The sequence below is a fragment of the Streptomyces xylophagus genome (assembly GCF_000716435.1).
In the GTDB taxonomy this organism is placed as follows: domain Bacteria; phylum Actinomycetota; class Actinomycetes; order Streptomycetales; family Streptomycetaceae; genus Streptomyces; species Streptomyces xylophagus.
On the sequence record NZ_JNWO01000007.1, the window covers coordinates 1,044,152 to 1,070,458 of the forward strand.

At 69.1% G+C, this 26,307-nt stretch carries 22 protein-coding genes; 12 read left to right on the forward strand and 10 right to left on the reverse strand.

The features are described from left to right. Positions 1-28: 28 nt before the first annotated feature. Positions 29-721, forward strand: a complete 693-nt coding sequence (locus OO70_RS19530) for a glycoside hydrolase family 75 protein (protein WP_043672263.1) — start codon at positions 29-31, stop codon at positions 719-721. Between the two features lie 82 nt (positions 722-803). Here the strand turns inward: OO70_RS19530 and OO70_RS19535 are convergent, their stop codons facing one another. Both OO70_RS19535 and OO70_RS19540 read right to left on the reverse strand, forming a co-directional pair. Continuing rightward, positions 804-1,508: an SDR family oxidoreductase gene (locus OO70_RS19535; protein WP_043672266.1), complete on the reverse strand. Its 705-nt coding sequence runs from the start codon at positions 1,506-1,508 to the stop codon at positions 804-806. A 101-nt stretch (positions 1,509-1,609) separates the two neighbouring features. Beyond that, a complete protein-coding gene (locus tag OO70_RS19540; RefSeq protein WP_043672835.1) occupies positions 1,610-2,497 on the reverse strand; it encodes a class I SAM-dependent methyltransferase in 888 nt (295 codons plus the stop codon). A gap of 124 nt (positions 2,498-2,621) precedes the next feature. On the opposite strand from OO70_RS19540, the gene OO70_RS19545 reads away from it, so the two are divergent. Then, on the forward strand, positions 2,622-3,407 hold the full coding sequence (locus OO70_RS19545) for a phytanoyl-CoA dioxygenase family protein (protein ID WP_043672269.1): 786 nt from the start codon (positions 2,622-2,624) through the stop codon (positions 3,405-3,407). A gap of 102 nt (positions 3,408-3,509) precedes the next feature. On the opposite strand, the gene OO70_RS19550 is transcribed toward OO70_RS19545, so the two are convergent. After that, on the reverse strand, positions 3,510-5,222 hold the full coding sequence (locus OO70_RS19550) for a glycoside hydrolase family 6 protein (RefSeq protein ID WP_043672272.1): 1,713 nt from the start codon (positions 5,220-5,222) through the stop codon (positions 3,510-3,512). An 80-nt stretch (positions 5,223-5,302) separates the two neighbouring features. Further along, on the reverse strand, positions 5,303-6,778 hold the full coding sequence (locus tag OO70_RS19555; protein ID WP_199827340.1) for a cellulase family glycosylhydrolase: 1,476 nt from the start codon (positions 6,776-6,778) through the stop codon (positions 5,303-5,305). 279 nt (positions 6,779-7,057) lie between these two features. Here OO70_RS19555 and OO70_RS19560 point away from each other — a divergent pair, with 279 nt between their 5' ends. After that, positions 7,058-9,976 carry a glycoside hydrolase family 48 protein gene (locus OO70_RS19560; RefSeq protein ID WP_043672275.1) on the forward strand — a complete coding sequence of 973 codons (2,919 nt, stop codon included), beginning with the start codon at positions 7,058-7,060 and terminating at the stop codon, positions 9,974-9,976. A gap of 196 nt (positions 9,977-10,172) precedes the next feature. Continuing rightward, on the forward strand, positions 10,173-12,836 hold the full coding sequence (locus OO70_RS19565; protein ID WP_043672278.1) for a cellulose binding domain-containing protein: 2,664 nt from the start codon (positions 10,173-10,175) through the stop codon (positions 12,834-12,836). Between the two features lie 121 nt (positions 12,837-12,957). Here the strand turns inward: OO70_RS19565 and OO70_RS19570 are convergent, their stop codons facing one another. Next, positions 12,958-13,920, reverse strand: a complete 963-nt coding sequence (locus OO70_RS19570; protein WP_043672841.1) for a helix-turn-helix transcriptional regulator — start codon at positions 13,918-13,920, stop codon at positions 12,958-12,960. 40 nt (positions 13,921-13,960) lie between these two features. On the opposite strand from OO70_RS19570, the gene OO70_RS19575 reads away from it, so the two are divergent. Continuing rightward, positions 13,961-14,440 carry a hypothetical protein gene (locus OO70_RS19575; protein WP_043672280.1) on the forward strand — a complete coding sequence of 160 codons (480 nt, stop codon included), beginning with the start codon at positions 13,961-13,963 and terminating at the stop codon, positions 14,438-14,440. Then, a complete protein-coding gene (locus OO70_RS19580) occupies positions 14,437-14,904 on the forward strand; it encodes a hypothetical protein (RefSeq protein WP_043672282.1) in 468 nt (155 codons plus the stop codon). The genes OO70_RS19575 and OO70_RS19580 overlap by 4 nt, the downstream gene beginning before the upstream one ends. Here the strand turns inward: OO70_RS19580 and OO70_RS19585 are convergent. From OO70_RS19585 to OO70_RS19595, 3 genes are all read right to left on the reverse strand, one after another. Further along, positions 14,882-15,631, reverse strand: coding sequence for a class I SAM-dependent methyltransferase (locus OO70_RS19585; protein ID WP_043672284.1), 750 nt, complete (start codon positions 15,629-15,631; stop codon positions 14,882-14,884). The two genes, OO70_RS19580 and OO70_RS19585, sit on opposite strands and share 23 nt — an antisense overlap. A 45-nt stretch (positions 15,632-15,676) precedes the next feature. Beyond that, positions 15,677-15,982, reverse strand: coding sequence for a 4a-hydroxytetrahydrobiopterin dehydratase (locus OO70_RS19590; RefSeq protein WP_043672286.1), 306 nt, complete (start codon positions 15,980-15,982; stop codon positions 15,677-15,679). Between the two features lie 110 nt (positions 15,983-16,092). After that, positions 16,093-17,160, reverse strand: a complete 1,068-nt coding sequence (locus tag OO70_RS19595; protein ID WP_043672288.1) for an ADP-ribosylglycohydrolase family protein — start codon at positions 17,158-17,160, stop codon at positions 16,093-16,095. 30 nt (positions 17,161-17,190) lie between these two features. Here OO70_RS19595 and OO70_RS19600 point away from each other — a divergent pair, with 30 nt between their 5' ends. The 4 genes from OO70_RS19600 to narJ all read left to right on the forward strand — a co-directional run bounded on the left by OO70_RS19600 (position 17,191) and on the right by narJ (position 20,491). Then, on the forward strand, positions 17,191-18,024 hold the full coding sequence (locus OO70_RS19600) for a helix-turn-helix domain-containing protein (RefSeq protein ID WP_043672290.1): 834 nt from the start codon (positions 17,191-17,193) through the stop codon (positions 18,022-18,024). 85 nt (positions 18,025-18,109) lie between these two features. After that, positions 18,110-18,973 carry a helix-turn-helix domain-containing protein gene (locus OO70_RS19605; RefSeq protein ID WP_043672292.1) on the forward strand — a complete coding sequence of 288 codons (864 nt, stop codon included), beginning with the start codon at positions 18,110-18,112 and terminating at the stop codon, positions 18,971-18,973. 48 nt (positions 18,974-19,021) lie between these two features. Then, a complete protein-coding gene (locus OO70_RS19610; RefSeq protein ID WP_043672295.1) occupies positions 19,022-19,837 on the forward strand; it encodes an SAM-dependent methyltransferase in 816 nt (271 codons plus the stop codon). Positions 19,838-19,993: 156 nt separating this feature from the next. After that, positions 19,994-20,491 (forward strand): nitrate reductase molybdenum cofactor assembly chaperone, encoded by a 498-nt coding sequence (gene narJ / locus OO70_RS19615; protein WP_043672297.1) that lies wholly within the window; start codon positions 19,994-19,996, stop codon positions 20,489-20,491. Here the strand turns inward: narJ and dnaK are convergent. Beyond that, the gene (gene dnaK / locus OO70_RS19620; protein WP_043672300.1) at positions 20,488-22,368 is read right to left on the reverse strand and encodes a molecular chaperone DnaK; all 1,881 of its coding nucleotides are present in this window, start codon (positions 22,366-22,368) and stop codon (positions 20,488-20,490) included. The two genes, narJ and dnaK, sit on opposite strands and share 4 nt — an antisense overlap. 98 nt (positions 22,369-22,466) lie before the next feature. Continuing rightward, positions 22,467-22,895 (reverse strand): OsmC family protein, encoded by a 429-nt coding sequence (locus OO70_RS19625; protein WP_043672303.1) that lies wholly within the window; start codon positions 22,893-22,895, stop codon positions 22,467-22,469. A gap of 144 nt (positions 22,896-23,039) precedes the next feature. On the opposite strand from OO70_RS19625, the gene OO70_RS19630 reads away from it, so the two are divergent. Further along, the gene (locus OO70_RS19630) at positions 23,040-23,819 is read left to right on the forward strand and encodes a tetratricopeptide repeat protein (protein WP_234336872.1); all 780 of its coding nucleotides are present in this window, start codon (positions 23,040-23,042) and stop codon (positions 23,817-23,819) included. Then, positions 23,809-26,304, forward strand: a complete 2,496-nt coding sequence (locus tag OO70_RS19635; protein ID WP_043672306.1) for a VWA domain-containing protein — start codon at positions 23,809-23,811, stop codon at positions 26,302-26,304. Before OO70_RS19630 ends, OO70_RS19635 begins: the two co-directional genes overlap by 11 nt. Positions 26,305-26,307: the final 3 nt, after the last annotated feature.

Consider the following 26,307-nt stretch of genomic DNA (forward strand, 5'->3'; position numbering starts at 1 on the left):
AACTTTCCTAACAGAAGGGTCCCCCACAGTGCGCATGCGAACACTGACCCTCGCCGCGGCCTCAGGTGCCGCCCTGCTCGCCGCCGGAGTGCTCCCCGCGAGCGCCTCCGGCGCCACCCCGAAGTCCGCTCAGGAGGGCACGGTCAGCGCGGCCGACCTGCTCTCCAAGGTGACGTCCTGCTCCCAGATATCGAACAGCAAGTACCGCACCGACGACGAGACGTCGGCCACCATTCCGGTCTGCGGCAAGAACGGCGCCGTGTTCTGGAAGGCCGACATGGACATCGACTGCGACGGCCAGCGCACCACGAACTGCAACGAGAACGCCGACCCCTGGTACCAGGACGACACGGCGTTCCACCAGTCCAACGGCCAGCCCCTGAAGGCGGATTCACTGCCCTACATCGTGGTGCCCAGCACCAGCAGCATCTGGAAGTACACCAGCTACGGCATCAAGGGCGGCGGTGTGGTCGCCGTGATCTACAACAACAAGGTCGAGTACGCGGTCGTCGGCGACACCGGCCCCACCAACATCATCGGCGAGGCCTCGTACGCCACCGCCAAGGCCCTCGGCATCGACCCCGACCCGGCGACCGGCGGCGCCGACTCCGGCGTGACGTACATCCTGTTCAAGAACTCGACGGTGTCCCCCATCGAGAGCCACAGCGCGGCGGTCTCGCTGGGCGACCAGCTGGCGAAGCAGTTCCTGCAGAACAACTGAGCCCGGAAGGGCATGAGTTGGCCCGTTGTCGCGCGAGTTCGCGGCAACGGGCCTTTCCCGTGGGCGAGTTGGGTCGGCTACGTCAGTTGGGCTGCCCGATCGGCCGTACGACGACGGTGTTGATGTCGACGCCGGCGGGCTGGCGGATCGCCCAGAGGATCGAGTCGGCGATCTGGTCGGCGGTGAGGAGATGGCCGGGCGGCAGGCTGCCGTTGCCGTCCCAGAACGGGGTCTCCACCCGGCCCGGGGCGACCAGGGTCACCCCGATGCCGAACTCCGTGACCTCGCGCCGGGTGTTCTCGGCGAGACCGGTCATCGCCCACTTGGTGGCGCCGTAGATGTTGCCGGGGGTGTGCACGAACCCGGCGACGCTGCCGATCAGCACGATCCGCCCGTGCGTCTGCTTCAGCGCGTCGACGGACGCCCGGATCAGGAGGGCGGGCCCGAGGACGTTGGTCAGCACCATCTCGGTCCAGCCGGCCGGGTCGCCCTCGGCGACCGAGTCGTGCGTGGCGACCCCGGCGTTGGCGACGACCGCGTCGAGTCGCCCGAACTGTTTGAGCGTCGTCTCGACGGCGTCCTGCACCTGGTCGTATTCGGAAGCGCTGCCGGGGACCGTCAACAGACTCTCGGGATGGCCCAGTTGAGCGGCGAAGGCGTGCAGCCGCTGCTCGCTGCGGCCGGTGACGGCCACCCGGCCCCCGGCGCTGAGAAGTTGCCGGGCGACGGCGGCCCCGATACCGCTGCCGCCGCCGGTTATGAGCGCGACATGAGAGTTGTCGTTCATGGTGGTCGTACCCCCGTGGGTCGGTGAACTCCGCGCAGTCTGAGGGGCAGTTCATCACCTTGAGCACTCTCGAAGTCAAGCCTTCGAGATCACGGGCCCTTTCAGCTCGTCCGCACCGCCGTGTGCACGGTGTGCGCGGCGAGCACGAACACATCCGCGCGCCGATGCACACCTGCCGGGTCCTCGGGGTCGACGAGCCGGTCGAGGGTGGCCCGGTCCTCGGCGTCCAGGGCCTCGCCGTAGACGTCACGGACGCGGGTCAGCCAGGTCGCGACATAGGCGCGGACGCGGTCCTGGGCCGGGGCGGGCAGGTCCAGGAGGAAGCTGCGGCTGCCGGTGTGCTTCAGACCGGCCGAGGCCAGGAGGGCCGGCCAGTCCTCGGTCTCGGTGACGGCGCCGGGGAGATCGGCGCGCATCTGGGCGAACCACTCGGCCTCGATCGCGTCGATCCGCGCCTCCAGGCCCGGGCGGCCGATGCCGAAGTCGCGGGGCAGGAAGCGGGAGGGCAGACCACCCTCCATGATCGCGAGGGTGCCGCCGGGTGCGAGCCGCTGCGCGAAGGCGGCGAGACCGGCACGCTGGTCACCGAGGTGGTGCAGACTCCGGCTCGCCCACAGAAGGTCGGCCGGGTACTCCAACTCCCCCAATACATCGGGCAGTTCACCGACGAGCGTGCCGAAACGGTCACCGAAGCCCTGCCGGTCGGCGCGGGCGCGGGCCCGCTCCAGGAGCGGTGCGGAGAAGTCCACCGCGACGACCCGGGCACCCGGGAACGTCTCCGCGAACAGACACGCGACCACACCGGGTCCGCTGCCCACGTCGACGATCAGCCCCGGATCGGTCCGCTCCTTCGCGAGCCATGCCATCGCCCGCTCGTACAGGGGCGCGAACAGCTCCGCCTGGGTTTCCAGCAGGGGGCCCATGACGGCCCAGTCGATGTCGGTGTGTTCGTGGTGCTGTGCATGCTTCTCGTCGTGCTCGTGCGCCATGGTGGTCAGCCTCTCGTCCGCGTGCCGCCAGCCTGCGCCGACGCACCCTCCGGCGGCCACTTCCCTTGCCGAAGCGGCAAAAAATCGGATGCGGTATGGGCCGCCGGTCGCCGAGCATGCCCGTATGGACGACACGGACGACGTGATGGTGGAACGCTTCCTCGAAGACGGGTTCGTGAAGATCGAGGGCGCCTTTCCGCCGCGCGTCGCCGAGGACTGCGCGCGACTGCTGTGGCGGGAGACGGGCTACGACCCCGACGACCCCGGCACCTGGAAGGACCCGGTGGTCCGGGTGGGCGACATGCCCCAGGGGCCATTCGCGGCCTCGGTCAACTCCCCTTTCCTGCATGAGGCGTTCGACCTCCTGGTGGGCGCCGGCCGCTGGCAGTCCCGGTACTCGGTGGGCAGTCTTCCGCTGCGCTTCCCGCACGCGACGGAACCGGACGACGCCGGCTGGCACATCGAGGGCAGCTATGTGGCGGAGGGCGCGGAGAACGAGTGGCCGTACGCGAACCTGCGCTCGCGCGGCCGGGCCCTGCTCATGCTGATGCTGTACACCGAGGTCACTGAGGAGAACGCGCCGACACGCATCCGGGTCGGCTCCCACCTCGACGTCCCGCGCGTCCTCGAACCGTACGGCGAGAAGGGCGCCTCCTCACTGACGCTCGGCCCGAAGGTGGCCGAGGCATCCGCCGGGCGCCCCCTCGCGTACGCCACCGGCAAGCCCGGTGACGTGTACCTCTGCCACCCCTTCCTGGTCCACGCGGCCCAGCCCCACCACGGCGACCGCCCCCGCTTCATGGGGCAGCCGCCGCTGATGCCGGCGGTGCCGTACGAGCTGGACCGCCCCGACGGCGACTACTCGGCGGTGGAGTTCGCGATCCGCCGGGGTCTGTCCAACAAGGGCTGACCCCGGCGGAGCCCGCATCGGTGGGTGGTGCGGTGCGGGCGGTATGCCATAAGCCGTGGCGGTATGCCATAGGCGATGCGGTATGCGCTCGCGGTATCCGATCTACAGCGGCGGGTACGCGTTCGCCATCAGCTGCTGGAACTGCGCCGAGAACCAGTGCCCGGACAGCGGAGCGTTCGGCAGCGCTCCGGACATGTTGTTCCCGTTGCGCGCGTTGCCCGTGTACGTCGGGTCGCACATGCGGTCGAAGCCCTTGCCCTCGTCGTTGGCGATGGCGGTGCTGGAACCGTCGGACTCACCCGGCGGCTTCATCCACACGTACGCGTCGATCCCGGTCGCGGGGGCCGCCTGCGGACGCTCGCCGAGGCCGGCGCCCGACTGGTTGCACCAGTTCCCGACCTGGATCCGGCGGTCGTAGCGGCCACCGTCGACATACGTGTCCACACTGGTCGTCGCACCCGGCCCGGTCGGCCTGGCGGAACCGCCCCAGCCGTTCCTCGAGGTGTCGATCAACATGCCGATACCGGAGTTGAAGCCGACCGACACCAACTCGCTGCGGAACGCCTGGGCGTACGACAGCTCGTCGACGTAGCGGTTCCAGTCGACCCACTTGGACTGGCGCACGGAGACGCCGTTGACGCTGTCGTTGATGGTGAAGTTGTTCTCCTTCAGGGCGCTGTAGTTGGCCGTGTTGGTGATGAAGCCGGCCACGTCGTTCACGGTCGCGCCCTCGGCGTTCGCGGCCTGGTAGAAGAGGTTCGCGGAGGGGGCGAAGTTGTCGTCCCAGCCGAGCCAGCCGTGGTGGCCGGCGTCGATGTAGTTGTAGACGTTGGGGATGGCGCCGAGCTTGTTGAGGGCGTAGCCGACGCCCTTCACGTAGTTGCCGTTGGCGAGCATGGTGTCGCACTGCGGGGTGGCGGTGGCCTTGCTGCCCGTGTTGGTCACGAGGTTGGGCAGCGAGTCGATCTCGATCGTGGTGACGATCCGCAGCGAGCTGTACTTGCTGTCTGCGAGGATCGCGGCGATCGGGTCGATGAACTCGGTCTCGTAGCGCCCGATTTCGGTCGGGCCGAGTTCTCCGTTCGAGGCCAGGGCCGCGCAGTCGCGCCCGGGCAGGTCGTAGACGACGAGCTGGACGACCTCTTCGCCGGTGCCCTTCTGGGCGAGCGCCGCGTCGAGGTGGGCGCGCAGGCCCATGCCGCCGTTGACTCCGTTGATCGCGGCGATGCGGTCGAGCCAGACGCCGGTGGGCTGGCTGGAGATCCGGCTGCCCCCGGTCTCGGCGGCGGCCTTCGCCGACCACTCCGGGTTCACGTACACCTTGGCGCCCGCGTACGGGTTGTCGACCCGCGTGCCGGGATCGGTGCCACCGCCGCCTCCCCCGCCGCTGCCGTCGTCGACGTTGCAGGTCACGCCGTCGAGGGTGAAGGTGGTCGGGAGGGCGTTGGTGCCGCTGTAGGAGGCGTTGAAGCCGAAGCTGACCGAACCGCCGGTCGCCAGGCTCCCGTTGTAGGTCTCGTTGGCCGCCGTGACGGCGGTCCCGCTCTGGCTGATCTTCGCGTTCCAGCCACTGGTGACCTGCTGGTTACCGGCGTACGACCACTTCACGGCCCAACTCGACTTCGCGGCCGAGTTGTTGGTGATCGTGACAGCGGCGGTGAAACCGGTGTCCCACTGGTTCTGCACCTTGTAGTCGACGCTGCACGGGATCGCGGCGATGCCGACGTCCGACGAGGGGGTGACGGCGACCGCCGTCCCCGAGGCCCCGGCGACGAGCACCAAGGCAGCGAGCAACGCTGTTCTGGTACGGCTCATGAGTGCGGGTTTCCTTGTCTGGTAAGGAAGTTGATTGGTTGCGGGTGCTGTGGTGTGCGCTGTTCGGTGTGCGGGGGCGCCTATCCGTTGAGGGCGCGCAGATGATCGCGCAGCCCGATGCCGTACGCCGTGGGCGTACCGGCGTAGTCGGAGATCAGCGACGGACCGGCGGAACAGTCCCAGGTGTTCCAGGTCCAGCCGAGATACGAGAGCCCGCGGTCGTCGAACCACTTCATGACCTGGTCGACGAAGGCGTGCGAGCAGGTGTTCTCGCCGATCTCCCCTGCCACCAGCGGCACTTGGGCCGCGACGGGGGCGAGGGTGGAGTTCCAGCAGCTCTCGCTCGCGCAGGTGTTGAAGTTGTACACGTGGTACGCGGCGACGAGATTGCCGGTCGGATCGGTGGGCTTGTAGGTCAGCCACTGGCTCAGGTCGTTCGAGTACGCGAGCCCGCCGGCCATGATCACGTTCTTGGCGCCGGTCGACCGTACGGCGTCGACGAGATCCTGCATACCGGCGACTTCATACCCGATGCCGGGGCAGGTGCCGCCGTCCCGCCAGCACTGCCACGCCTGGGTGGTCGTGGAGGTCGCGCGGTCCGGGTAGGGCTCGTTGAACAGGTCGAACGCGACCGCCTGGTCGCCCTTGAAGGTGCTGGCGACCGATGACCAGAACGACGGCGTGTACTGCGCGTCCGGCATCGGCTTCTGGCAGGTGGCGTGCACGTCGGAGCAGCCCGCCGAGTTGCCGGTGTACTGCCCGTAGGTCCAGTGCAGTTCGACGATCGGCGTCATACCGTGCGCCTCGACCTTCGCCACCAGATCCTTGACGGCGGCGGTGTAGTTGGCGCCCGCGTACTCGGGCTTGATGTTCGAAAGGCCCAGCCAGCACTCCTCGTTGAGCGGAATGCGGACCACGTTCGCCTTCCAGTCGGCGATCGCCGCGACGGCCGCGTCGTCCACCGGACCGTCCCAGATGCCGTAGCCCTGCACGCACATGAACTCGCCGCCGGACCGGTTGACGCCGAGCAGGCGACGGCCCGCGCCGTCGGCGTCCACGAGCTTGTTCCCGGAGACGTGCAGTGCGGGCGCGCTGCCGCTCTGGGGAGGTTCCGTGGGTGTCGGAGTCGGCGGGGGCTCCGAATCCACGTTGCAGGTAGTTCCGTTGAGCCTGAACGCGGACGGTACGGCGTTGCTCCCCGACCAGTTGGCGAGGAACCCGGCACTGACGCTCGCGCCGGTGCCGAGCGCGCCGTTCCAGCTCTCGTTGGCCGCGGTGACCGTCGTACCGGACTGGGACCACTTGGCGTTCCAGCCCTGGGTGACCTTCTGGCCTCCGGCGAAGTCGAAGCTCAGGCTCCAACTGCTCACCGGTGCCATGTTGTTGGTGATCTGCACTGCGCCTTGGAAGCCGGTGTCCCACTGGCTGGTGACCGAGTACTCCACCGTGCACGCGGGAGTGGCACCGGACGCCGTGACCACCGGGACGACCATTGCCCCGACGAGGGCGACCGCACCGGTGACGGCTAAAAGCATTGAACGCGGGGGGTGTCGCATGAGCGAGTCCTTGCAGCTCGGGCGCGTCGTGACGGACGCGTCGACTGATGGAGTCGCTCCCACTGGTGTCCAGGAAGGTAGCGCCAAGTGACGGCAAAGGACAGGGGAGTCACAGACTTTCGCTGACTTTCCCTCAACCCACGTCCGTCGAATCTTTTCGACTCCGTAAGCACCTTGACGGTTCTCACCCTCGTCCCCACGATGGGAGCGCTCCCACTGGTTCAAGGCTTGTTGCTGCTCCGCCCCCACCTTCTCCGAGCCGCAAGGAGGAACCAGCACATGCACCCCAGAAGGAGACACCGCGTCACGCGGAGACTCTGGACCGCTGTCGTGGCGGCCCTCGCTCTTCCGGTCTCGATGCTGGCGACCGGCACAACTCCCGCTCAGGCGGCGACAGTTCAGTGCAGCGTGGACTACAAGACCAACGACTGGGGCTCCGGCTTCACCGCGGATCTGACCCTCACCAACCGGGGTACGGACGCGATCAACGGCTGGACCCTGACGTACGCGTACTCGGGCAACCAGAAGCTCAGCAACGGCTGGAACGGCACCTGGTCGCAGTCCGGCAGCGCGGTCACGGTGACGAACGCGTCGTACAACGGGACGATCGCCGCGGGCGCGGCCGTCTCGACCGGCGCGCAGTTCGGCTACAGCGGTACGAACACCGCGCCCACCTCGTTCGCGATCAACGGCACCACCTGCACCGGCGCCCATCAGCCGCCGATCACCGTGCTGACCAGCCCGAGTGCGGGCGCGATCTACACGCAGGGGGCCGCGGTCCCGCTCGCGGCGACCGCGGCGGCGGCCGACAACGCGACGATCAGCAAGGTCGAGTTCTACGACGACACCACGCTGCTCGGCACGGACACGAGCTCGCCGTACTCGCTCTCGGCTTCTAGTTTGTCCGTGGGCAGTCATTCGCTAGTGGCAAAGGCGTACGACAGCCTGGGCGCGTCCGGTACGTCCACGCCGGTCGGCATCACGGTCGCCTCGGGACCCGCGATCGTGGCCTCGCCGACCCAACTGGGCATCCAGCAGGGCAAGTCGGGCACGTATGCGGTGTCGCTGTCCACGCAGCCGGCGTCGAACGTGACCGTCACGACGGCCCGCGCGAGCGGCAACTCGGGACTGTCGGTCACCGGCGGCGCGTCGCTCACCTTCACGCCGTCGAACTGGAACACCCCGCAGACGGTGACCCTCACCGCCGACGCGTCCGGCACGGGTTCGGCGTCCTTCGAGTCGACGGCGACGGGGTTCACCAAGGCGACGGTCACGGTGACGGAGCTGGCGGCGTCGAACGCGTACGACGCCCGCTTCCTCGACCTCTACGGGAAGATCACCAACCCGGCGAACGGCTACTTCTCCCCTCAGGGCATCCCCTACCACTCGGTGGAGACCCTGATCGTCGAGGCGCCGGACCAGGGGCACGAGACGACGTCGGAGGCGTACAGCTATCTGCTGTGGCTGCAGGCGATGTACGGCAAGGTGACGGGCGACTGGTCCAAGTTCAACGGCGCCTGGGATCTCATGGAGAAGTACATGATCCCCACCCACGCCGACCAGCCGACGAACTCGTTCTACAACGCCTCGAAGCCTGCGACCTACGCGCCCGAGCTGGACACCCCGAACGAGTATCCGGCGAAGCTAGACAGCTCGGTGCCGGTGGGATCGGATCCGATCGCCGGTGAACTGAAGACTGCATACGGTACGGACGATGTCTACGGTATGCACTGGCTGGAGGACGTCGACAACACCTACGGCTACGGCGACACGCCGGGCGGCGGGTGCGAGGCGGGGCCGACGGCGAGCGGGCCGTCGTATATCAACACCTTCCAGCGCGGGGCGCAGGAGTCCGTGTGGGAGACGGTGCCGCAGCCGACCTGTGACGCCTTCAAGTACGGCGGTACGAACGGGTACTTGGACCTCTTCACCGGTGACTCCTCGTACGCCAAGCAGTGGAAGTACACGGACGCTCCCGACGCCGACGCGCGGGCCGTGCAGGCCGCGTACTGGGCCGACGTGTGGGCCAAGGAGCAGGGCAAGGGCACTGACGTCTCCACGACCGTCGGCAAGGCGGCCAAGATGGGCGACTATCTGCGCTACGCCATGTACGACAAGTACTTCAAGAAAATCGGCAACTGCGTCGGACCGTCCACGTGCCCGGCCGGCACCGGCAAGGACGCCTCGGACTATCTGCTGTCCTGGTACTACGCGTGGGGCGGCGCGAACGACACCAGCGCGGGCTGGGCGTGGCGCATCGGGTCCAGCCATGTGCACGGGGGTTATCAAAACCCGCTGGCTGCCTACGCGTTGAGTTCGTACGCCGATCTGAAGCCCAAGTCGACGACGGGGGCGGCGGATTGGGGTACCTCGCTGTCGCGGCAGCTGGAGTTCTACCGCTGGCTGCAGTCGAGTGAGGGTGCCATCGCCGGTGGGGCGACGAACAGTTGGCAGGGGCGGTACGCCACTCCGCCGGCCGGGACGTCGACCTTCTACGGCATGTACTACGACCAGCAGCCCGTCTATCACGACCCGCCGTCCAACCAGTGGTTCGGCTTCCAGGCGTGGTCGATGGAGCGGGTCGCCGAGTACTACCAGCAGACGGGGAACGCGAGCGCGAAGGCGGTCCTCGACAAGTGGGTGGCGTGGGCGTTGTCCAAGACCACGATCAATCCGGACGGTACGTATCTGATTCCCTCGACGTTGCAGTGGTCGGGGCAGCCGGACACGTGGAGCGCGTCAAGTCCCGGTGCCAATGCGGGACTTCATGTCACCGTCGCCGACTACACCAATGACGTGGGCGTCGCGGCCGCGTATGCCAAGACGCTGACGTACTACGCCGCGAAGTCCGGTTCCGCGACGGCGAAAGCGACCGCGAAGGCGCTGTTGGACGGCATGTGGGGCAACTACCAGGACAGCCTGGGCATCGCCGTCCCGGAGACCCGCGCGGACTACAACCGGTTCGACGACAGTGTGTATGTGCCGAGCGGGTGGAGCGGGACGATGCCGAACGGGGACGCGGTCAACTCCGCTTCTACGTTCGCCTCGTTGCGGTCCTTCTACAAGAACGATCCGGCGTGGTCGAAGATCCAGAGCTACTTGGCGGGCGGGGCTGCGCCTGTGTTCACGTATCACCGGTTCTGGGCTCAGGCGGATGTCGCCTTGGCCATGGGGTCGTATGCGGAGCTTCTCGAGTAGTCCCCCTTCCAGAGGCTCCGTGGGTCAGGCGGTTCGGAACAGTGCCGGTCCGTTGTAGCTGGTCGCGCAGTTCCCCGCGCCCCTGAAGGGGCGCTACACCTCACGGCTCATTCAAGGAACCGCCGGGCGACCCCCACCCGCACTGGGGGTCGCCCGGTCCTCTCGCCTTTCCACCCCGCAAGGAGAGGACTCCATCGTGCGAAGAACTCGTATCCTCACGGCCGTACTCGCCCTCGCCGCCGGCCTGTTGGCGGGCAGTCCGTCCGCTCTTGCCGCGAGTGCGCCGAAGGCGACGGCGCTCGCGGCCGACAGCTACACCTGGCACAACGCCCGTATCGACGGCGGCGGATTCGTACCCGGCATCGTCTTCAACCGGAAGGAGAAGAACCTCGCCTACGCCCGTACCGACATCGGCGGCGCCTACCGGTGGCAGGAGTCGACGAAGACCTGGACTCCGTTGTTGGACTCGGTCGGGTGGGACGAGTGGGGGCACACCGGTGTGGTGAGTCTCGCGTCCGACTCGGTCGATCCGGACAAGGTGTACGCGGCTGTCGGTACGTACACGAACAGTTGGGATCCTACGAACGGGGCCGTGCTCAGGTCCGGTGACCGGGGCGCGAGTTGGCAGAAGACCGATCTTCCGTTCAAGCTCGGCGGGAACATGCCGGGGCGCGGTATGGGTGAGCGGCTGGCCGTCGATCCCAACAAGGACAGCGTGTTGTATCTGGGTGCGCCGAGTGGGAAGGGGTTGTGGCGGTCCACTGACTCCGGGGTCACCTGGTCGCAGGTGACGAACTTCCCCGACGTCGGCAACTACGTGCAGGATCCGACCGACACCAGCGGCTACGCGAGCGACAACCAGGGCATCGTGTGGGTCACCTTCGACGAGTCGACGGGTACGTCCGGCAGCGCGACCAGGACGATCTATGTCGGTGTCGCCGACCAGGCCAACGCCGTCTACCGGTCGACGGACGCGGGTGCGACGTGGTCGCGGGTGGCCGGGCAGCCCACCGGGTATCTGGCGCACAAGGGTGTACTGGATGCGGTCAACGGTTATCTGTACATCGCATACAGCGACAAGGGTGGGCCGTACGACGGCGGCAAGGGTCAGGTGTGGCGGTACGCGACCGCGACCGGCACCTGGACGAACATCAGCCCGGTCGCCGAGGCCGACACCTACTACGGCTTCAGCGGTCTGACCGTGGACCGGCAGCATCCCGGGACTGTGATGGCGACGGCGTACAGCTCGTGGTGGCCGGACACGCAGATCTTCCGCTCCACGGACAGCGGCGGTACCTGGACGAAGGCGTGGGACTACACGTCCTATCCCAACCGCTCGAACCGCTACACCATCGACGTGTCGTCCTCGCCCTGGCTGACCTTCGGGGCGAATCCGTCGCCGCCCGAACAGGCCCCGAAACTCGGCTGGATGACCGAGTCGTTGGAGATCGACCCGTTCGACTCGAACCGGATGATGTACGGGACGGGTGCGACGCTCTATGGCACCGAGAACCTGACGAACTGGGACAGCGGCGGCCAGTTCACCGTGAAGCCGATGGTGCAGGGGCTGGAGGAGACGGCCGTCGAGGACCTCGCCGCTCCCCCGTCCGGCGGGGCCCAACTCCTCAGCGCGCTGGGCGACATCGGCGGGTTCCGGCACACGGACCTGACCAAGGTCCCCTCGACGATGTTCACTTCGCCGACCTTCACCACGACCACGAGCCTGGACTTCGCGGAGACCAACCCGAACACGGTGGTGCGGGTGGGCAATGTGGACTCGGGGCCGCACATCGCGTTCTCGACGGACAACGGCGCCAACTGGTTCGCGGGGACCGACCCTTCGGGCGTCAGCGGGGGCGGGACCGTCGCGGCGGCGGCCGACGGGAGTCGGTTCGTGTGGAGTCCGGCGGGTGCGGGTGTGCAGTACACGACGGGCTTCGGCTCGTCCTGGTCGGCATCGAGTGGTATCCCGGCGGGCGCGATCGTCGAGGCGGACCGGGTCGACGCGAAGACCTTCTACGGTTTCAAGTCCGGCAAGTTCTACGTCAGTTCGGACGGCGGCGCGACCTTCACGGCATCCTCCGCGACCGGCCTCCCCAGCGGTGACAGTGTGCGCTTCAAGGCGCTGTCCGGTACGAAAGGGGACGTCTGGCTGGCGGGTGGGGCCGGCGACGGGGCGTACGGGCTATGGCATTCCACGGACGGCGGCGCCACCTTCGCCAAACTCGCCAACGTCGATCAGGCCGACGCCATCGGCTTCGGCAAGGCGGCGACGGGAGCCTCGTACCAGACGCTCTACACCAGCGCGAGGATCGGCGGCGTACGCGGCATCTTCCGCTCTACCGACAAGGGCGCGACCTGGACCCGGATCAACGACGATGCCCACCAGTGGGGTTGGACCGGTGCGGCGATCACCGGTGACCCGCGGGTGTACGGCCGGGTGTACGTGTCGACGAACGGCCGCGGCATCGTCTACGGCGACTCCTCCGACGGCGATGGAGGCAGCGGGGGCGGTGGCGGTACCGATCCGACGCCGACCGGCGCCTGCACGGTCACATACAGGATCACGAACCAGTGGGCTGGCGGCTTCCAAGCTGATGTGCAGTTGACGAACACCGGCTCAACCGCCTGGAACGGCTGGGCACTTGGCTGGTCGTTCGCCGACGGCCAGCAGATCGGTCAGCTGTGGAACGCCGACTACACCCAGTCCGGCGCGGCGGTGACGGCGAGAAACGTGAGCTGGAACGGGACAGTGGCCGCGGGGTCGTCGGTGGGGTTCGGGTTCACGGGGAGTTGGGCGGGGGTGAATACGAAACCGGCGTCGTTCAAGGTGGGCGATCAGGCCTGCACGGTCGCCTGAGCGGGGCGGAGAGGGCGGAGAGTACGGCCCTTCGTCCGCGGTCGTGGTGGGGCGGGTGCACGTGCGGGTGCGGGTGGCTCACGTGGCGTACCTCCTGGGAGGACGGACGGGTTCCGTGCCCTCAGTCGCCGCTGTCCGTGAGCAAGTTGCCGTATCTTTCGGCCAGTTCGGCCACCGTGTGCGCGATCCGGTCGCGCAGTTCGGGCGGTGACAGGACCTCGATGTCCGTGCCGAGGCGCAGGAACTCGCCGTGCGCGTGCTCGACGGACTCGATGGGGACCGACATCAGGGTCCAACCGTCCTGCTCCGTCTGTCCGTTGAGGGGGGCCGCCCGGGCGAGGGTCGCACCGGGGGCCAGTCGGACCACTGCCTCGCCCCGGTACAGGCGGTCGTGGAAGTCCCGTTGGTGGGCGGTCCAGTACGCGGCCAGGTCGAAGTCGTCGGGGCGGGTGAACTCCTCGTCCGAGGCGGAGGGGGTGAGTTCCAGGATCTGGTCGACGCGGAAGGTGCGCGGTCCGGGGCCGGCGACGACGTACCAGCGGCCCGCCTTCAGTACGAGTCCGTACGGCTCCAGTCGGCGCTCCACGTCGGTCGGTTCGCGCCAGCGCCGGTACATGGCATACAGGACACGGCTATTCCATACGGCGTCGGCGACTGTATGCAAAAACGGTGTCTCGTCGGCGTCCGCGTACCAGCCCGGCGCGTCCAGGTGGAACCGGCCACTGATCCGGTCGGCATGCTCGCGCAGCTCGGCCGGCAGGGCCGCGCGCACCTTCAGCTGGGCGGCGGCCAGGACCGCGCCGAGTCCCAGGTCGGCGGCCGGTCCCGGCACGCCCGCGAGGAACAGGGCCTCGGCCTCGTCCGAAGTGAGGCCGGTCAGGCGGGTGCGATAGCCGTCGAGGAGGCGGTAGCCGCCGGCGTGACCTGCGTCGCCGTACAGCGGGATGCCCGCCGCGCTCAGCGCCTCGACGTCCCGGTAGACCGTGCGGACCGAGACCTCCAGTACCTCGGCGAGCTGGGCGGCGGTCATCCGGCCGCGGGTCTGGAGCAGCAGCAGGATCGAGACGAGTCGGCTGGACTTCACTGACATATGGTGTCAGTGAAGTGGCCTTAGCGTCGCGTCCATGCCCTTCACGGAGAAACTGCTGACCGTGCCACCGCCGATCGAGGTGGCCGGGCGGTACATCAAGCGCTACCACGTCACCGCCGACCCGGCGGGGATCGCACCCGAGGTGGAGAAGGCGGCGTACGCGATCCTGCCCGAGCTGCTGCCGGAACCGGACGGCACTCCGCCGGCCACGTTCGTCGTGCTGCACCGGGGCGGTGACGACGGCGCCTATCTGAACGCGTACAGCTGGGTGTGGGACAACGTTCTGCACTTCCGGGGCGCGTCGGCGGGCCAGCCGGTGCTCGGCTGCCCCGACCGCGACCCCACCCACTTCGTCAAGCCCGACCTGCCGTGGATCGGCTGCGTCTGGGAGCTGCCGCCGATCCTGCACGAGCGGGACGCCTGGGTACGGCACCTCCTCGCGCCCGAAGTCCCGGACCTGGACGCCTACTTGGCCGACTCCCTGCCCGCCGGAACCACTGGAGACCGCTCATGAGCAGCCCGCGCGACTTCGACTTCTTCCACGGCGAGTGGGAGGTCGCGAACCGTCGCCTCACCGACTTCCTCCGACCCGGCAGCGGTTGGGAGGAGTTCGGGGGCGCGAGCCGCTGCTGGCCCCTTTTCGACGGCGCCGCGAACGTCGACGAGATCGACATGCCGTACCTGGGGTCGAAGGGGCTGACCCTGCGGCTCTTCGACCGGGAGACCGAACAGTGGTCCCTGAACTGGTCGTCGAGCAGCAGCGGCAGGCTGTTCCCGCCGGTGACCGGGAAGTTCGTGGGCGGCCGGGGCGAGTTCTACGGCGACGACGCGCACGACGGGAAGGACGTGCGGGTGCGGTTCGTGTGGTCGGGGGTCTCCAAGAGCGGCGCTCGGTGGGAGCAGGCGTTCTCGGTGGACGACGGGGCGAGCTGGGTGACCAACTGGACGATGGACTTCACCCGACCGAGGGCTTCCTGAAGGCCAGGATCGTGAACTCCGGGTCGGGGCGCGGCCGTTCCTGGTCCGGGAGCGACTCCAGTTGGGCGGCGAACCGTTCGGTGAGCGGTTCGCCGGGCGGCAGCATGGTGAACCAGCCTCGGCGCAGGTCCGCGGCCGTACTGCGCGGGCTGCGGCCCTGTCCATGGCCCCGGAAACGGGCCGTACCGGCCGGGTGGAGGCCGTACTCGGCGGCGTACGCGCGGACTTGGTCGGGGCGGTCCTGGGCGGGGCGGCGTGGGCGCGCGGCGAGGACGGTGTCGATGTCGCTGCCGACGTCGTGGGCGGCTGCCTTGTCGACGGTGGTGATGTAGACGCCGCCGGGTCGTAGTACTCGCGCGCACTCCGCGATGATCGCGCCGACCTCCTCCGGGCCGTCCACCAGGTGCAGCAGCCATACGGTGGAGACGGCGTCGAACACCCCGTCGGGGAAGGGGAGTTGGCGGCTGTCCGCCAGCAGGATCGCGCCGGGAAGCCTTGTCGCCGCTGTGCGGGTCATGGCCGGCGCCGCGTCCAGGCCCGTGACCTGCAGCCCGGGGCGGGCAGCGGCCAGGCGGCGGGTGACGATGCCGGTGCCGCAGGCCACGTCCAGGAGGTTTCGGGCGTGCTGCGGGACGAGGCCCAGTACCGCTTCGGCCGCCGCGGCGGCGCGGGGCTCGCCGCCGCGGGTCGCGTCGTACGCGTCGGCTTCCTTGTCGTAGTCGAGCACGCGCTTCCGTCCTGCCCTTCCCTCTCCCGTCCTGCTCCCGTCCGGTCAGCCCGCGCCGTGTCCCGGTGCCAAGTCCTCGACTCTGTGCGCGAGTTGGAAGTCCAGGTCGGTGATCGCGCCGCCCACGCTGTGGGTGTTCACGGTGAGGGAGACCGTGTTGTAGCCGAGGGTGAGGTCGGAGTGGTGGTCGAGTTCCTCCTGGACCTGGGCGATGTGGACGACCATCGCGGTGGCCGCGAAGTGGGAGCCGAGCCGGTAGGTGCGGGTGAGGCGGTCGGCGTCGACGGACCAGCCGGGGAGTTCCGCGAGGCGGTCCTCGATCTCCTTCTGCGACAGCGGTGCGACGGGCATGGCCTCGCTCCTTCCTCGGGGTCGGGCTTCGGGTCGGGCTCAGGATCGGGTTCCTCTTCAGCGTGCCACAGGCGGGCGGCTGCGTCCCTGGTCAGAAGGGTGCCCGGAGGTCAGCCCGGTACGCATTGCGCCGCGAGGTCGTCGGCGAGGGCGGCGATCGTGGCGCGGCCCTCGACCCCCTGCACCCAGGTGTGCGGCAGGCCGTGGTCGCCGTGCCGGGCGCCGAGGAGGTTGCCGCAGAGGGAGCCGGTGGAGTCGCTGTCGCCGGAGTGGTTGACGGCGAGGAGCAGTGCGGCCTTCACGTCGCGCTCCACCAGCGCGCTGTAGACGCCGATCGCCAGGGCCTCCTCGGCGACCCAGCCCGCGCCGAGGGATTCGACCTTCTCGGCGGTGGGCGAGCCCTCGGCGGCCAGGTCGAGGGCCGCGCGGAGGGCGGCCGACGTCTCCTCGTGGGCGGGGTGACGCTCCAGGAGTCGTAGCGCGCGCAGGACCGAGCCTTCGAGGGAGTCCCCGGCGACGAGGTGCGCGACGATCGCGGCGAAGGCGCCCGCCGCGTAGTAGCCGGTGGGGTGGCCGTGGGTGATCTGGGCGCCGCGGGCGGCCGTGGCGAAGGCCAGTTCCGCTGTGGTGCCCAGGCCGAAGGGGGCCGAGCGCATCACCGTGCCGCAGCCCTTGGAGTCGGGGTTGACGGGTCCCGGCGTGCCGTCGAGTTCGAGCCACGGTTCGGGCGCGTACCCCTGGGCGACTCCGGACAGGCAGGCGTTGCCGGGGGCGCGGCGGGCGTACAGCCAGGGCTCGGCGAGCAGACCGCCCTCGACGTCTTCGGCGGGTGCGGGTTTCGACTGGGTCTCCAGCCACCGCTCGTACGCCTGCCGCAGCAGCACGGGCCAGGCGCCGCCGATGCCCTTCGCCCGTTCGCGCCGTACGGCCTGCGTCAGTGCCTCGACGGTGAACAGGGTCATCTGGGTGTCGTCGCTGATCAGGCCCAGTGCTCCGTACTCGCCGGGCACGTACCCGGTGATCCCGCGCGGGCCGTGGGTCTCGCGGATGCGGTCGAGGGAGGTGAACTCGATCGGGTAGCCGAGGGCGTCGCCGATCGCTCCGCCGAGCAGACAGCCCCGGACTCGTGCCCGGTACACCGCCGTGGCTTCCCCGGACGGGTTCCTCAACTCGTTCACGTGCGTGCTCCTTCGACTACGGTCAGGCGTATGACCATTGTCGCGACCGGCACCGACACTCCTGCCGCCACCCCTGCGGGCAAGAGCATCGGACCGTTGCTGCGTGCCTGGCGGGAGCGGCGGCGGGTGAGTCAGCTGGAGCTGGCGTTGCGGGCCGACTCCTCGGCGCGGCACATCAGCTTCGTCGAGACGGGGCGGTCCCGGCCGAGCGAGGAGATGGTGCTGCGGCTGGCCGAGCATCTGGACGTGCCGGTGCGGGAGCGCAACTCCCTGCTGCTGGCGGCCGGTTACGCGCCGCACTATCCGGAAACCCCGCTGGACGACCCGGCATTGGACGCGTTGCGTGAGGGTCTGGAGCGGCTGATCCAGTGCTACGAGCCGTATCCGGCGCTGGTGGTCGACGCCGTCTACGACGTGGTCGCGGCGAACCGGGGCATCACCATGCTCCTGGACGGCGTACCGGAGTCCCTGCTCCAACCGCCGCTCAACGCGATGCGGTTGACGCTGCACCCCGAGGGCATGGCACCGCGCATCCGCAATCTGGGTGAATGGCGGGGGCATTTGCTCGCGCAGATGGAACGGCAGATCGCCCTGCACCGCTCCGAGCCGTTGCGGGCGCTGTACGAGGAGGTCGCGGCGTATCCGGTGCCGGAGGTGGTCGACGAGGGGGCTGAACTGGCCGGTTCCGTACCGTACTTCGCGCTGCCGATGCGGATCGAGCACGAGGGCCGGGTGCTGTCGTTCGTCTCCTCGATCTCCACGTTCAACACCCCGATGGACGTGACGGTCTCGGAGTTGGCGATCGAGACGTTTCTTCCGGCCGACCCCGCGACCGCCAAGTACCTGCACGCGCTCGGAGGCTGACGGATGATCACTCCCGAACCGCTGAGACAATGGCCGGAACATGGCACACTGCCCCCAGACTTCGGCGCGTATGGGGAGGCGTGGCGTGAGTGAGCGGCGGCCCGCACCCACGGTGGGTCAAGTGGTGCTGGGCAGAAGGCTGCAGGAGTTGCGTGAGGCGGCCGGCATCAAGCGCGAGGAGGCCGCGCAGGTCCTGCGGGTGGCTCCGGCGACCGTACGGCGGATGGAGATGGCCGAGGTCGCGCTGAAAGTGCCGTACGTCCAGGTGCTGTTGACCACGTACGGGGTGCCCGACGAGGAGGCGGCCTCGTTCGTCGCGCTCACCGAGGAGGCGAACCAGCCGGGTTGGTGGCAGCGGTTCCACGATGTGCTGCCGGAGTGGTTCAGTCTGTACGTGAGCCTGGAGGGCGCCGCCGGGCTGATCCGTTCGTACGAACCGCACTTCGTGCCGGGCCTGTTGCAGACCGAGGCCTACGCGCGTGCCGTGATGGAGGCCGGGACGATCGGGCAGACCGGTCCGGAGACGATCGAACGGCATGTGTCCCTGCGGATGGCGCGGCAGGGGCTGTTGGAGCGGGACAGTCCGCCGCACCTGTGGGTGATCATGGACGAGACGGTGCTGCGCCGTCCGGTGAGCATCCACGGCGAGGTCATGCGCGAACAGCTCGACAAACTGCTGGAGTTCGCCGAGCGCGACCGGATCACGCTCCAGGTCGCCGAGTTCGCGAGCGGCCCGCACCCGGGGACGTACGCCCCCTTCTCGCTGTTCCGTTTCGCCGAACCGGAGCTGCCCGACATGGTGTTCACCGAGTACCTGACCGGCGCCCTGTATCTGGACTCCCGTGCCGAGGTCTCCGCGCATCTGGAGGTCCTCGACCACATGACGGCGCACGCCGCGTCCGCCCAGCGCACCAAGAAGATCCTGCGGGACTACCGCGAGAACTTCTGAGCACGCATCCCGGCACGACGACCCGAACTCCCGAGGAGACGACACCGCATGACCGGATCCGAACCCGCGCCCACCCGTATCGACACCAGTCGGCCGCATCCGGCGCGGGTGTACGACTGGTGGCTCGGCGGCAAGGACAACTACCCGGTGGACGAGGAGCTGGCGCGCAAGATCCTCGCCTCGGACGACACCGCGGTGCGCGGGGCGCGGGCCAACCGCCGGTTCATGCACCGGGCGACCCGTACCACCGCCGAGGCCGGGATACGCCAGTTCCTGGACATCGGCACCGGCATCCCCACCGAGCCGAACCTGCACCAGGTGGCGCAGAGTGTCGCCCCGGACGCGAAGGTCGTGTACGCGGACAACGACCCGATCGTGCTGCGGCACGCGGAGGCGCTGCTGCACGGCTCGGCCGAGGGCAGCACCGAGTACGTGCACGCCGACGTGCGCGATCCGGACACGATCCTGCGGCTGGCCGGCGAGACCCTCGACTTCACGCAGCCGGTCGCGCTGTCGCTGGTCGCGCTCACCCACTATCTGGGCGACGACCCCGCCGGCGACGACGTGTACGGCCTGATCAAGCGGTACGTCGATGTGCTCGCCCCGGGCAGCTACCTGGTGCTGTCGCAGGTCACCCCCGACCTCATCCCTGAGGCCATCGCGCAGGCCGCCGAGCACTTCCGGCGCAGCGGCACCCCGTTCTACCCGCGCTCGCTGGCCGAGTTCTCGCGCTTCTTCGACGGCCTGGAGCTGCTCGGCCCGGGTGTCATCTCGGTCTACGGCTGGCGGCCGGAGCCGGAGGACGTGGCCGCCCAGGCGGAGGGCGTCGTCCCGGTCTACGGCGGGGTCGCCGTCAAGCACTGACCCCCGTACGTCCACGGGCTCTGACCCGTACGGCTGCTGTGAGCGGGTGCGCTCCCCTGCCCCGCCCTAGGTTCGACACCACGGGCGGGCAAGGGAGCGCAGGCGACGGACCCGCGGACCCCGCCCGCCGGGCCGGACGACGACGATGGAGGTCTGATGCCCTCGGACGCTGTGCTGTACCAGGCGGCCGCGCTCTGCCTGACCTTCCCCGACGACGACTTCCGCGCCCGGCTCCCGTTGCTGCGCGAAGCGGCCCCGCAACTACGGGAGTTCGTCGACCACGCGGCCCTCACCCCGCCCCAGGAACTGGCCGCGCACTACGTCCAGGTCTTCGACTTCGAGGACCGGCACAGCCTGTACCTGAGCCGGTGGTACGACGGCGACACCCGGCGGCGCGGAATATCCCTGGTCCGCTTCCAAGAGCTGTACCGGGCGCACGAGTTGGAGTTCACCGGGGAGGAGCTGCCGGACTTCCTGCCCGCCGTCCTGGAGTTCACGGCCCGCACCGGCAACCTCGACCTCCTCTCCGAACACCGCGGTGCCCTGGACCGACTCCGCGCCCGCCTGGCCGACTTCGGCACGCCGTACGCCTCCGTCCTGGACGCCGTCTGCGCCACCCTGCCGACCGCCCCGACCCACCGGACCGTGAGCTAGGCCGCCCCACCCTTCGCGTCCCGTTCGTCGTCGACGATCTCCGCGTCGACGACACCTTCCTCCTCCTGTTGCTGCGCGGAGGTGTGCTCCTCGGCGTTCTCCGTCTGCTCCGTGGGTGACTGCTGGGCGGCCTGCGCGTACATCGCCTGGCCCATCCGCTGGCTGACGGTGGCGAGTTTCTCGACGGCGGTGCGCAACTCGGCGGTGTCGGCGTTGTGTTCCAGGAGGTTCTTCACCTCGGTGGCGGCCGCCTCGACCTCGGACCTGATGTCGGCCGGGACGCGTTCCTCGTTCTCGTGGATGAACTTCTCGGTCTGGTAGACGAGTTGCTCGGCCTGGTTGCGGGTCTCGGCTGCCTCGCGGCGCTTGCGGTCGTCGTCCGCGTACTGCTCGGCCTCCCGCATCATGCGGTCGATGTCGTCCTTGCCCAGGGCCGAGCCGCCGGTGACGGTCATCTTCTGTTCGCGGCCGGTCGCCAGGTCCTTCGCGGAGACGTGCATGATTCCGTTGGCGTCGATGTCGAAGGCGACCTCGATCTGCGGGACGCCACGCGGGGCGGGCGGCAGGCCGGTGAGGTCGAAGACGCCCAACTTCTTGTTGTACGCGGCGATTTCACGTTCGCCCTGGTAGACCTGGATGCCGACCGAGGGCTGGTTGTCGGTGGCGGTGGTGAAGATCTCCGAACGCCGGGTCGGGATCGTCGTGTTGCGCTCGATGAGCTTCGTCATGATGCCGCCCTTGGTCTCGATGCCCAGGGACAGCGGGGTGACGTCGAGGAGCAGGACGTCCTTGACGTCGCCGCGGATGACTCCGGCCTGGAGGGCGGCGCCGACCGCCACGACCTCGTCGGGGTTGACGCCCTTGTGCGGGTCCTTGCCGGTGAGTTCCTTGACGAGGTCGGTGACGGCGGGCATCCGGGTCGAGCCGCCGACGAGGATCACGTGGTCGACGGCGGAGAGCTTGATGCCCGCGTCCTTGACCGCCTGGTGGAAGGGGGTCTTGCAGCGGTCGAGGAGATCGGCGGTGAGTTCCTGGAAGGCGGCGCGGGTCAGCTTCTCGTCGAGGTGCAGCGGGCCGTCGGCGGAGGCGGTGATGTAGGGCAGGTTGATCGTCGTCTCGGAGGACGAGGACAGTTCGATCTTCGCCTTCTCGGCGCCCTCGCGCAGGCGTTGGAGCGCCATCTTGTCCTTGCCGAGGTCGATGCCGTACTGCCCCTGGAACTTCTTGACCAGGAAGTCGACGACCCGCTGGTCCCAGTCGTCGCCGCCGAGATGGGTGTCGCCGTTGGTGGCCTTCACCTCGATGACGCCGTCGCCGATCTCCAGGAGGGAGACGTCGAAGGTGCCGCCGCCGAGGTCGAAGACGAGGACGGTCTGCTCCTCGCCGCGGTCGAGGCCGTAGGCGAGGGCGGCGGCCGTCGGTTCGTTGATGATCCGCAGCACCTTGAGGCCCGCGATCTCGCCGGCCTCCTTGGTGGCCTGGCGCTGGGAGTCGTCGAAGTAGGCGGGGACGGTGATCACGGCGTCGGTGACGTCCTCGCCGAGATAGGCCTCGGCGTCCCGCTTGAGTTTCTGCAGCACGCGCGCGGACAACTCCTGGGCGCGGTACCGCGTTCCGTCGATGGCGCCCGTGTCCGGGAACCGCCAGTCGGTGTTGCCCATGTGGCGTTTCACCGAGCGCGCGGTGCGCTCGATGTTCGTCACGGCCTGCCGTTTGGCGACCTCGCCGACAAGTACTTCGCCGTTCTTGGCGAAGGCCACGACCGAGGGCGTGGTCCTCGCTCCCTCGGCGTTGGCGACGACCGTCGCCTCCCCGCCCTCCAACACCGCGACCACCGAGTTCGTGGTCCCCAGATCGATACCGACCGCACGTCCCATCGCCGTCCCCTTCCGCCAGGGCACTTCCCGGACTCCAGCACAAAACTTGAGTGGGCTCTTGTCAATGGGACGTACGGTCTGCGATCGCAGTCGTGCGGTCAGGCGAGCTTGGCCGACAGGGTGATCGTGGTGCCGGTGAGGGCCTGGCTGACGGGGCAGTTCTTCTTCGCGTCCTCGGCGGCGGCGACGAAACCGTCGTTGTCGAGGCCCGGCACCGTGCCCTCGACCGTGAGGTGGATGCCGGTGATGCCCTCGCCGGGCTGGAAGGTGACGTCGGCGTTGGTGAGCAGCTTGGTGGGCGGGGTGCCGGCGCCCGCGAGGGCGTGCGACAGCGCCATGGAGAAGCAGCTGGAGTGGGCGGCGGCGATCAGCTCTTCGGGGCTGGTCTTGCCGTTCGCGTCCTGGGCGCGGGACGCCCACGTCACCGGCTGCTCGGCGATGGCGCCGGAGGAGTCGAAGGTGACGACGCCCTTGCCCTCGAGCAGGTTGCCTTCCCAGACGGTGTGTGCGGTGCGCGTGGTGGCCACGATGGGTCCTTTCGATGCGGATGTCTTTCGGATCCATCCGATCACATCCGGTCCGCCCACACCCACCGGACTCGGCAGCGACCGGCCGTAGCGGCTCGGTGAATCCCCTGCCGGGCGGCAGGCCCACGCCGTACAGTCCGTTCCATGGTCGAGCTCTTCCAAGTCCTCGGGGGGATCGCGGGATTTGGCGGAGTCGCTCTCGGCGTCCTGTACCTGCTCTACCGGGACCTCGTCCGCGACATCATCCGCAACCGGATGTTCCGCACGCTCACTTCCTCCCAGGCCACCCTGCTCTTCGGCGCGGTCGTCGTGCTCGCCTTCGCCGTCGCCATCCTCGGGATCTTCGCGACGCTCGCCGAGAGCAAGTCCGTACGCCAGTTCGTCGTCCTCGTCGGCATGCTCCTCTTGTTCCTGCTGGCGGTGCTGCTCATCGCCGTGCGCGTGACCAACGGGCCCGGGGCACGCCGCCCCACCGCCGCGGCCCACGGGGCCGAACGGTCGCTCACCACGGTGCGCAGGCACGTGGAGGCCGATGAGCCGGACCGGGCGGAGCGGGCCCTGGAGGCATCGCGCCTGGACCGGGAGTCGGAGCAGTTCTGGTACTGGAAGGCCCGGATCGCGCTTGCCCGCGCCAACATCGAGGTCGCGTCCGGCTATGTCGACGAGGCGCTGAAGCTCAACGGCCGGGACCCGTACGGCATCGCGCTGAAGGTCGAACTGCTGTTGCTGGCCAATGACCCGGCGCGGCGTGACCAGGCCGCCCGGCTGGCCGAGGAGAACCTGGGGCTCAGCGCCGAACTCGACGCCTGGCTGCGGCGGTTGCGGGCCGAGGGAATGTTCGGCGGCGGGGTGCGCACACGCACGCAGTTGGAGGCCCGATGCCCACTGCCCACCCGTACCACGGAGAATTCACATGCCGAGTAAGCCGAATGCCGTTGTCTACGTCGGGCCGCCGGCGGTGGCGGACGCCTCGGGTCCGATGGCGGAGCACCTGAAGAGGGTGGCACTGGGGCGGATGGCCGAGCGCGGACTGACTCCTCTGCTGCCGGTGGCCACGACGGTGGAGGAGGCCGATGCGCTGCTCGCGGCGCATCCACAGGCCGCGCTCGTGGTTCATCCGGGCCGCACACCGGGGGAAGACCCGTCGCAGAACCCCGGGGGCGCGTTACAGAGCCTTCTGTACTCCGGGGCGGTTCTGCGGCTGGGCGAGACCGCCGAGGCAGACGACGAAACGCGTCCTCCGTCTCCGCCACTCCGGCATCAGGAAGCGCTCCTGGTGGTCGAGCTACCCCGGGGAACCGGGCCGGTGGGCGACGAAACACCCTACTCGCAGCGTGAGACCGAGGGCCGGGCCTTCGCCGTACGGCACGGTCTGCACGTCGCGTACGTGCTGGCGGACGCCGGCCCCGCCTGGACCCTGGGCCGCGCTTTCGTGCAGCTCCACCCCTGGCCCGTGACGGTCGTCGTCCACCCCGAGATCACCGCGCCGGACCCGGACAGCCCCGACGGCTTGCTGTGGCGGTGGCTGCGGCAGGGGCGCGAGATCCTGTGGCCGCAACCGAGTGAACCGGTGCGTGCCATGTCAGCTCACAGGACCGATCCCGACGCCTCCTCGGGATCGGCGGGCCGGCGCGCAGGGTTCGAGCGCCGCAGAGTCCGCGGATCTTCGCGCGATGGGTCGGACGACCTCGAAGTGCGCGAGTTCCTCAAATCCCGCACTGGAGTGCAGGAACGCCACACCAGCCTCGCCTCTCCCCTCGCCCCCCGCCGAATCGGCCCCCCATCACGCCAGAGCACCGGCGCCTCCCCACCGCCCCACCGCCCGTCCAACCCCCGAGACACCAGCCTCCCCCTCCCCCACGACGGCCTCTTCATCCGCCGCAACAACGCCTTCGGCACCCGGTCCCTCCTGGGCGTCCGTGACCTCATCGAGCAGGGCGTCGTCATCGGCCAGGACCAGATCCGGTTCGACGACTTCGTCGCCGCCCGCACCGATCAGGTGCCCGGGCCCCGGCGGAACGAAGGTATCGCCGTCAGTCACGGACTGGCCGCGGTTCAGGGGGAGTTCAAGGCGAACAAGGCGACGACCCACTTCCTGGAGATCACGCTCAAGGCGGGCGGGGGACACCCCGACGACGCTCCCGCGACCGAGCCGCTCGCTGTCAACTTCGTGTTCGCCGTGGACACCAGCGGCTCGATGCAGGGCGAGAAGCTCGACACCGTGAAGGCGTCGCTGCAAACCCTTTACGACAAGCTGCGTCCCACGGACTGTCTGGGCATCATCACGTTCGACCACGGTGTGCGCACCGTCCTGCCCGCGGTCGCCAGGCAGGATCTGCCGCCCGAACGCTTCGCACAGGTGGTGTCCGAGCTGACGGCAGGCGGCGGCACGGACATCAACCTCGGTGTGCAGTACGGCATCGACGAGTTGGGCCGGCACTCGGCACGGGGGCGCACGGTCGACTGTCTCTATCTCTTCTCGGACGGCGACCCGACCTCCGGCGAACGGGACTGGATCACCATCCGCAGGAACATCGCGGCCCGGATCCGCGGCGACCTGACCCTGTCCTGCTTCGGTTTCGGGACCGACGCGCGCATGCCGGAACTGGCGGCGCTCGCGGGGCTCGCCGGCGGTCACTCGACCTTCGTGACCCGGCCCGACCAGGTGGCGGAGGATCTGCTCGGCGACCTGAGCAGACGGGACCATCTGGCCGCCGTGAACATCCAGTTGAGGCTCGACGTCGACCCCGGGGTGGAGGTCCGGCATCTGTACGGCCATGATCTGGTCACGGATCCACGGGCTCGGTCAGCGGTGCTGCGCGAGGCCCGGCACGCGGCCGTCCGGGCGCGCGAGGACTACGGCACCGAGGCGCTGCCCGACATCATCACCGAGGAGAAGGGCATCCGGATCTTCGCGCCCGACCTCGCCTTCGACGAGACGTACTGGATCGTCCTGGAACTCGCCGTGCCGCCGGGCCGCGAGCTGCCGGACCTGGGCACGGCGACCGTCCAGTACGTGGACACCGTCGCGCGGGACAGCCGCAGCCACCACCTCGACCTGGCCAAGGAGTTCACGCTCTCGGAGGAGACGGTGACGGTGCACGGCCTGGGTCTGTGGACCAGTGAGGTCACCTTCTACGCGCTCGACGATCTGTACCACCACGACCGGGACTCGGCGACGAAGCGGCTGACGCAGCACATCAAGACCCTGCGGGACGCGTATCACCGGCTTCCGGCGGTGGAGTTCCGCGATGACCAGGTCACCCTGCAGAAGCTCATCACCCTGGCCGGCACACTCGGCACGATGCAGTCGTTCAGTGACGGCTCCCACGTCCCCGGGGCCCCCACCGCGGTGAAGGCCATGAACGCCTTCGGCCAGGTCCGCTCCGGGCACTGGCAGCTGCATTGACCG

Excerpts from the sequence above, each read along its gene's own strand:
- OO70_RS19550 (WP_043672272.1), bottom strand. The coding sequence starts at position 5,222 with ATGAGCCGTACCAGAACAGCGTTGCTCGCTGCCTTGGTGCTCGTCGCC.
- OO70_RS19540 (WP_043672835.1), bottom strand. The coding sequence starts at position 2,497 with ATGGCGCACGAGCACGACGAGAAGCATGCACAGCACCACGAACACACC.
- OO70_RS19635 (WP_043672306.1), top strand. The coding sequence starts at position 23,809 with ATGCCGAGTAAGCCGAATGCCGTTGTCTACGTCGGGCCGCCGGCGGTG.
- OO70_RS19560 (WP_043672275.1), top strand. The coding sequence starts at position 7,058 with ATGCACCCCAGAAGGAGACACCGCGTCACGCGGAGACTCTGGACCGCT.
- OO70_RS19630 (WP_234336872.1), top strand. The coding sequence starts at position 23,040 with ATGGTCGAGCTCTTCCAAGTCCTCGGGGGGATCGCGGGATTTGGCGGA.
- OO70_RS19535 (WP_043672266.1), bottom strand. The coding sequence starts at position 1,508 with ATGAACGACAACTCTCATGTCGCGCTCATAACCGGCGGCGGCAGCGGT.
- OO70_RS19575 (WP_043672280.1), top strand. The coding sequence starts at position 13,961 with ATGCCCTTCACGGAGAAACTGCTGACCGTGCCACCGCCGATCGAGGTG.
- dnaK (WP_043672300.1), bottom strand. The coding sequence starts at position 22,368 with ATGGGACGTGCGGTCGGTATCGATCTGGGGACCACGAACTCGGTGGTC.
- OO70_RS19580 (WP_043672282.1), top strand. The coding sequence starts at position 14,437 with ATGAGCAGCCCGCGCGACTTCGACTTCTTCCACGGCGAGTGGGAGGTC.
- OO70_RS19600 (WP_043672290.1), top strand. The coding sequence starts at position 17,191 with ATGACCATTGTCGCGACCGGCACCGACACTCCTGCCGCCACCCCTGCG.
- OO70_RS19610 (WP_043672295.1), top strand. The coding sequence starts at position 19,022 with ATGACCGGATCCGAACCCGCGCCCACCCGTATCGACACCAGTCGGCCG.
- OO70_RS19555 (WP_199827340.1), bottom strand. The coding sequence starts at position 6,778 with ATGCGACACCCCCCGCGTTCAATGCTTTTAGCCGTCACCGGTGCGGTC.
- narJ (WP_043672297.1), top strand. The coding sequence starts at position 19,994 with ATGCCCTCGGACGCTGTGCTGTACCAGGCGGCCGCGCTCTGCCTGACC.
- OO70_RS19590 (WP_043672286.1), bottom strand. The coding sequence starts at position 15,982 with ATGCCCGTCGCACCGCTGTCGCAGAAGGAGATCGAGGACCGCCTCGCG.
- OO70_RS19545 (WP_043672269.1), top strand. The coding sequence starts at position 2,622 with ATGGACGACACGGACGACGTGATGGTGGAACGCTTCCTCGAAGACGGG.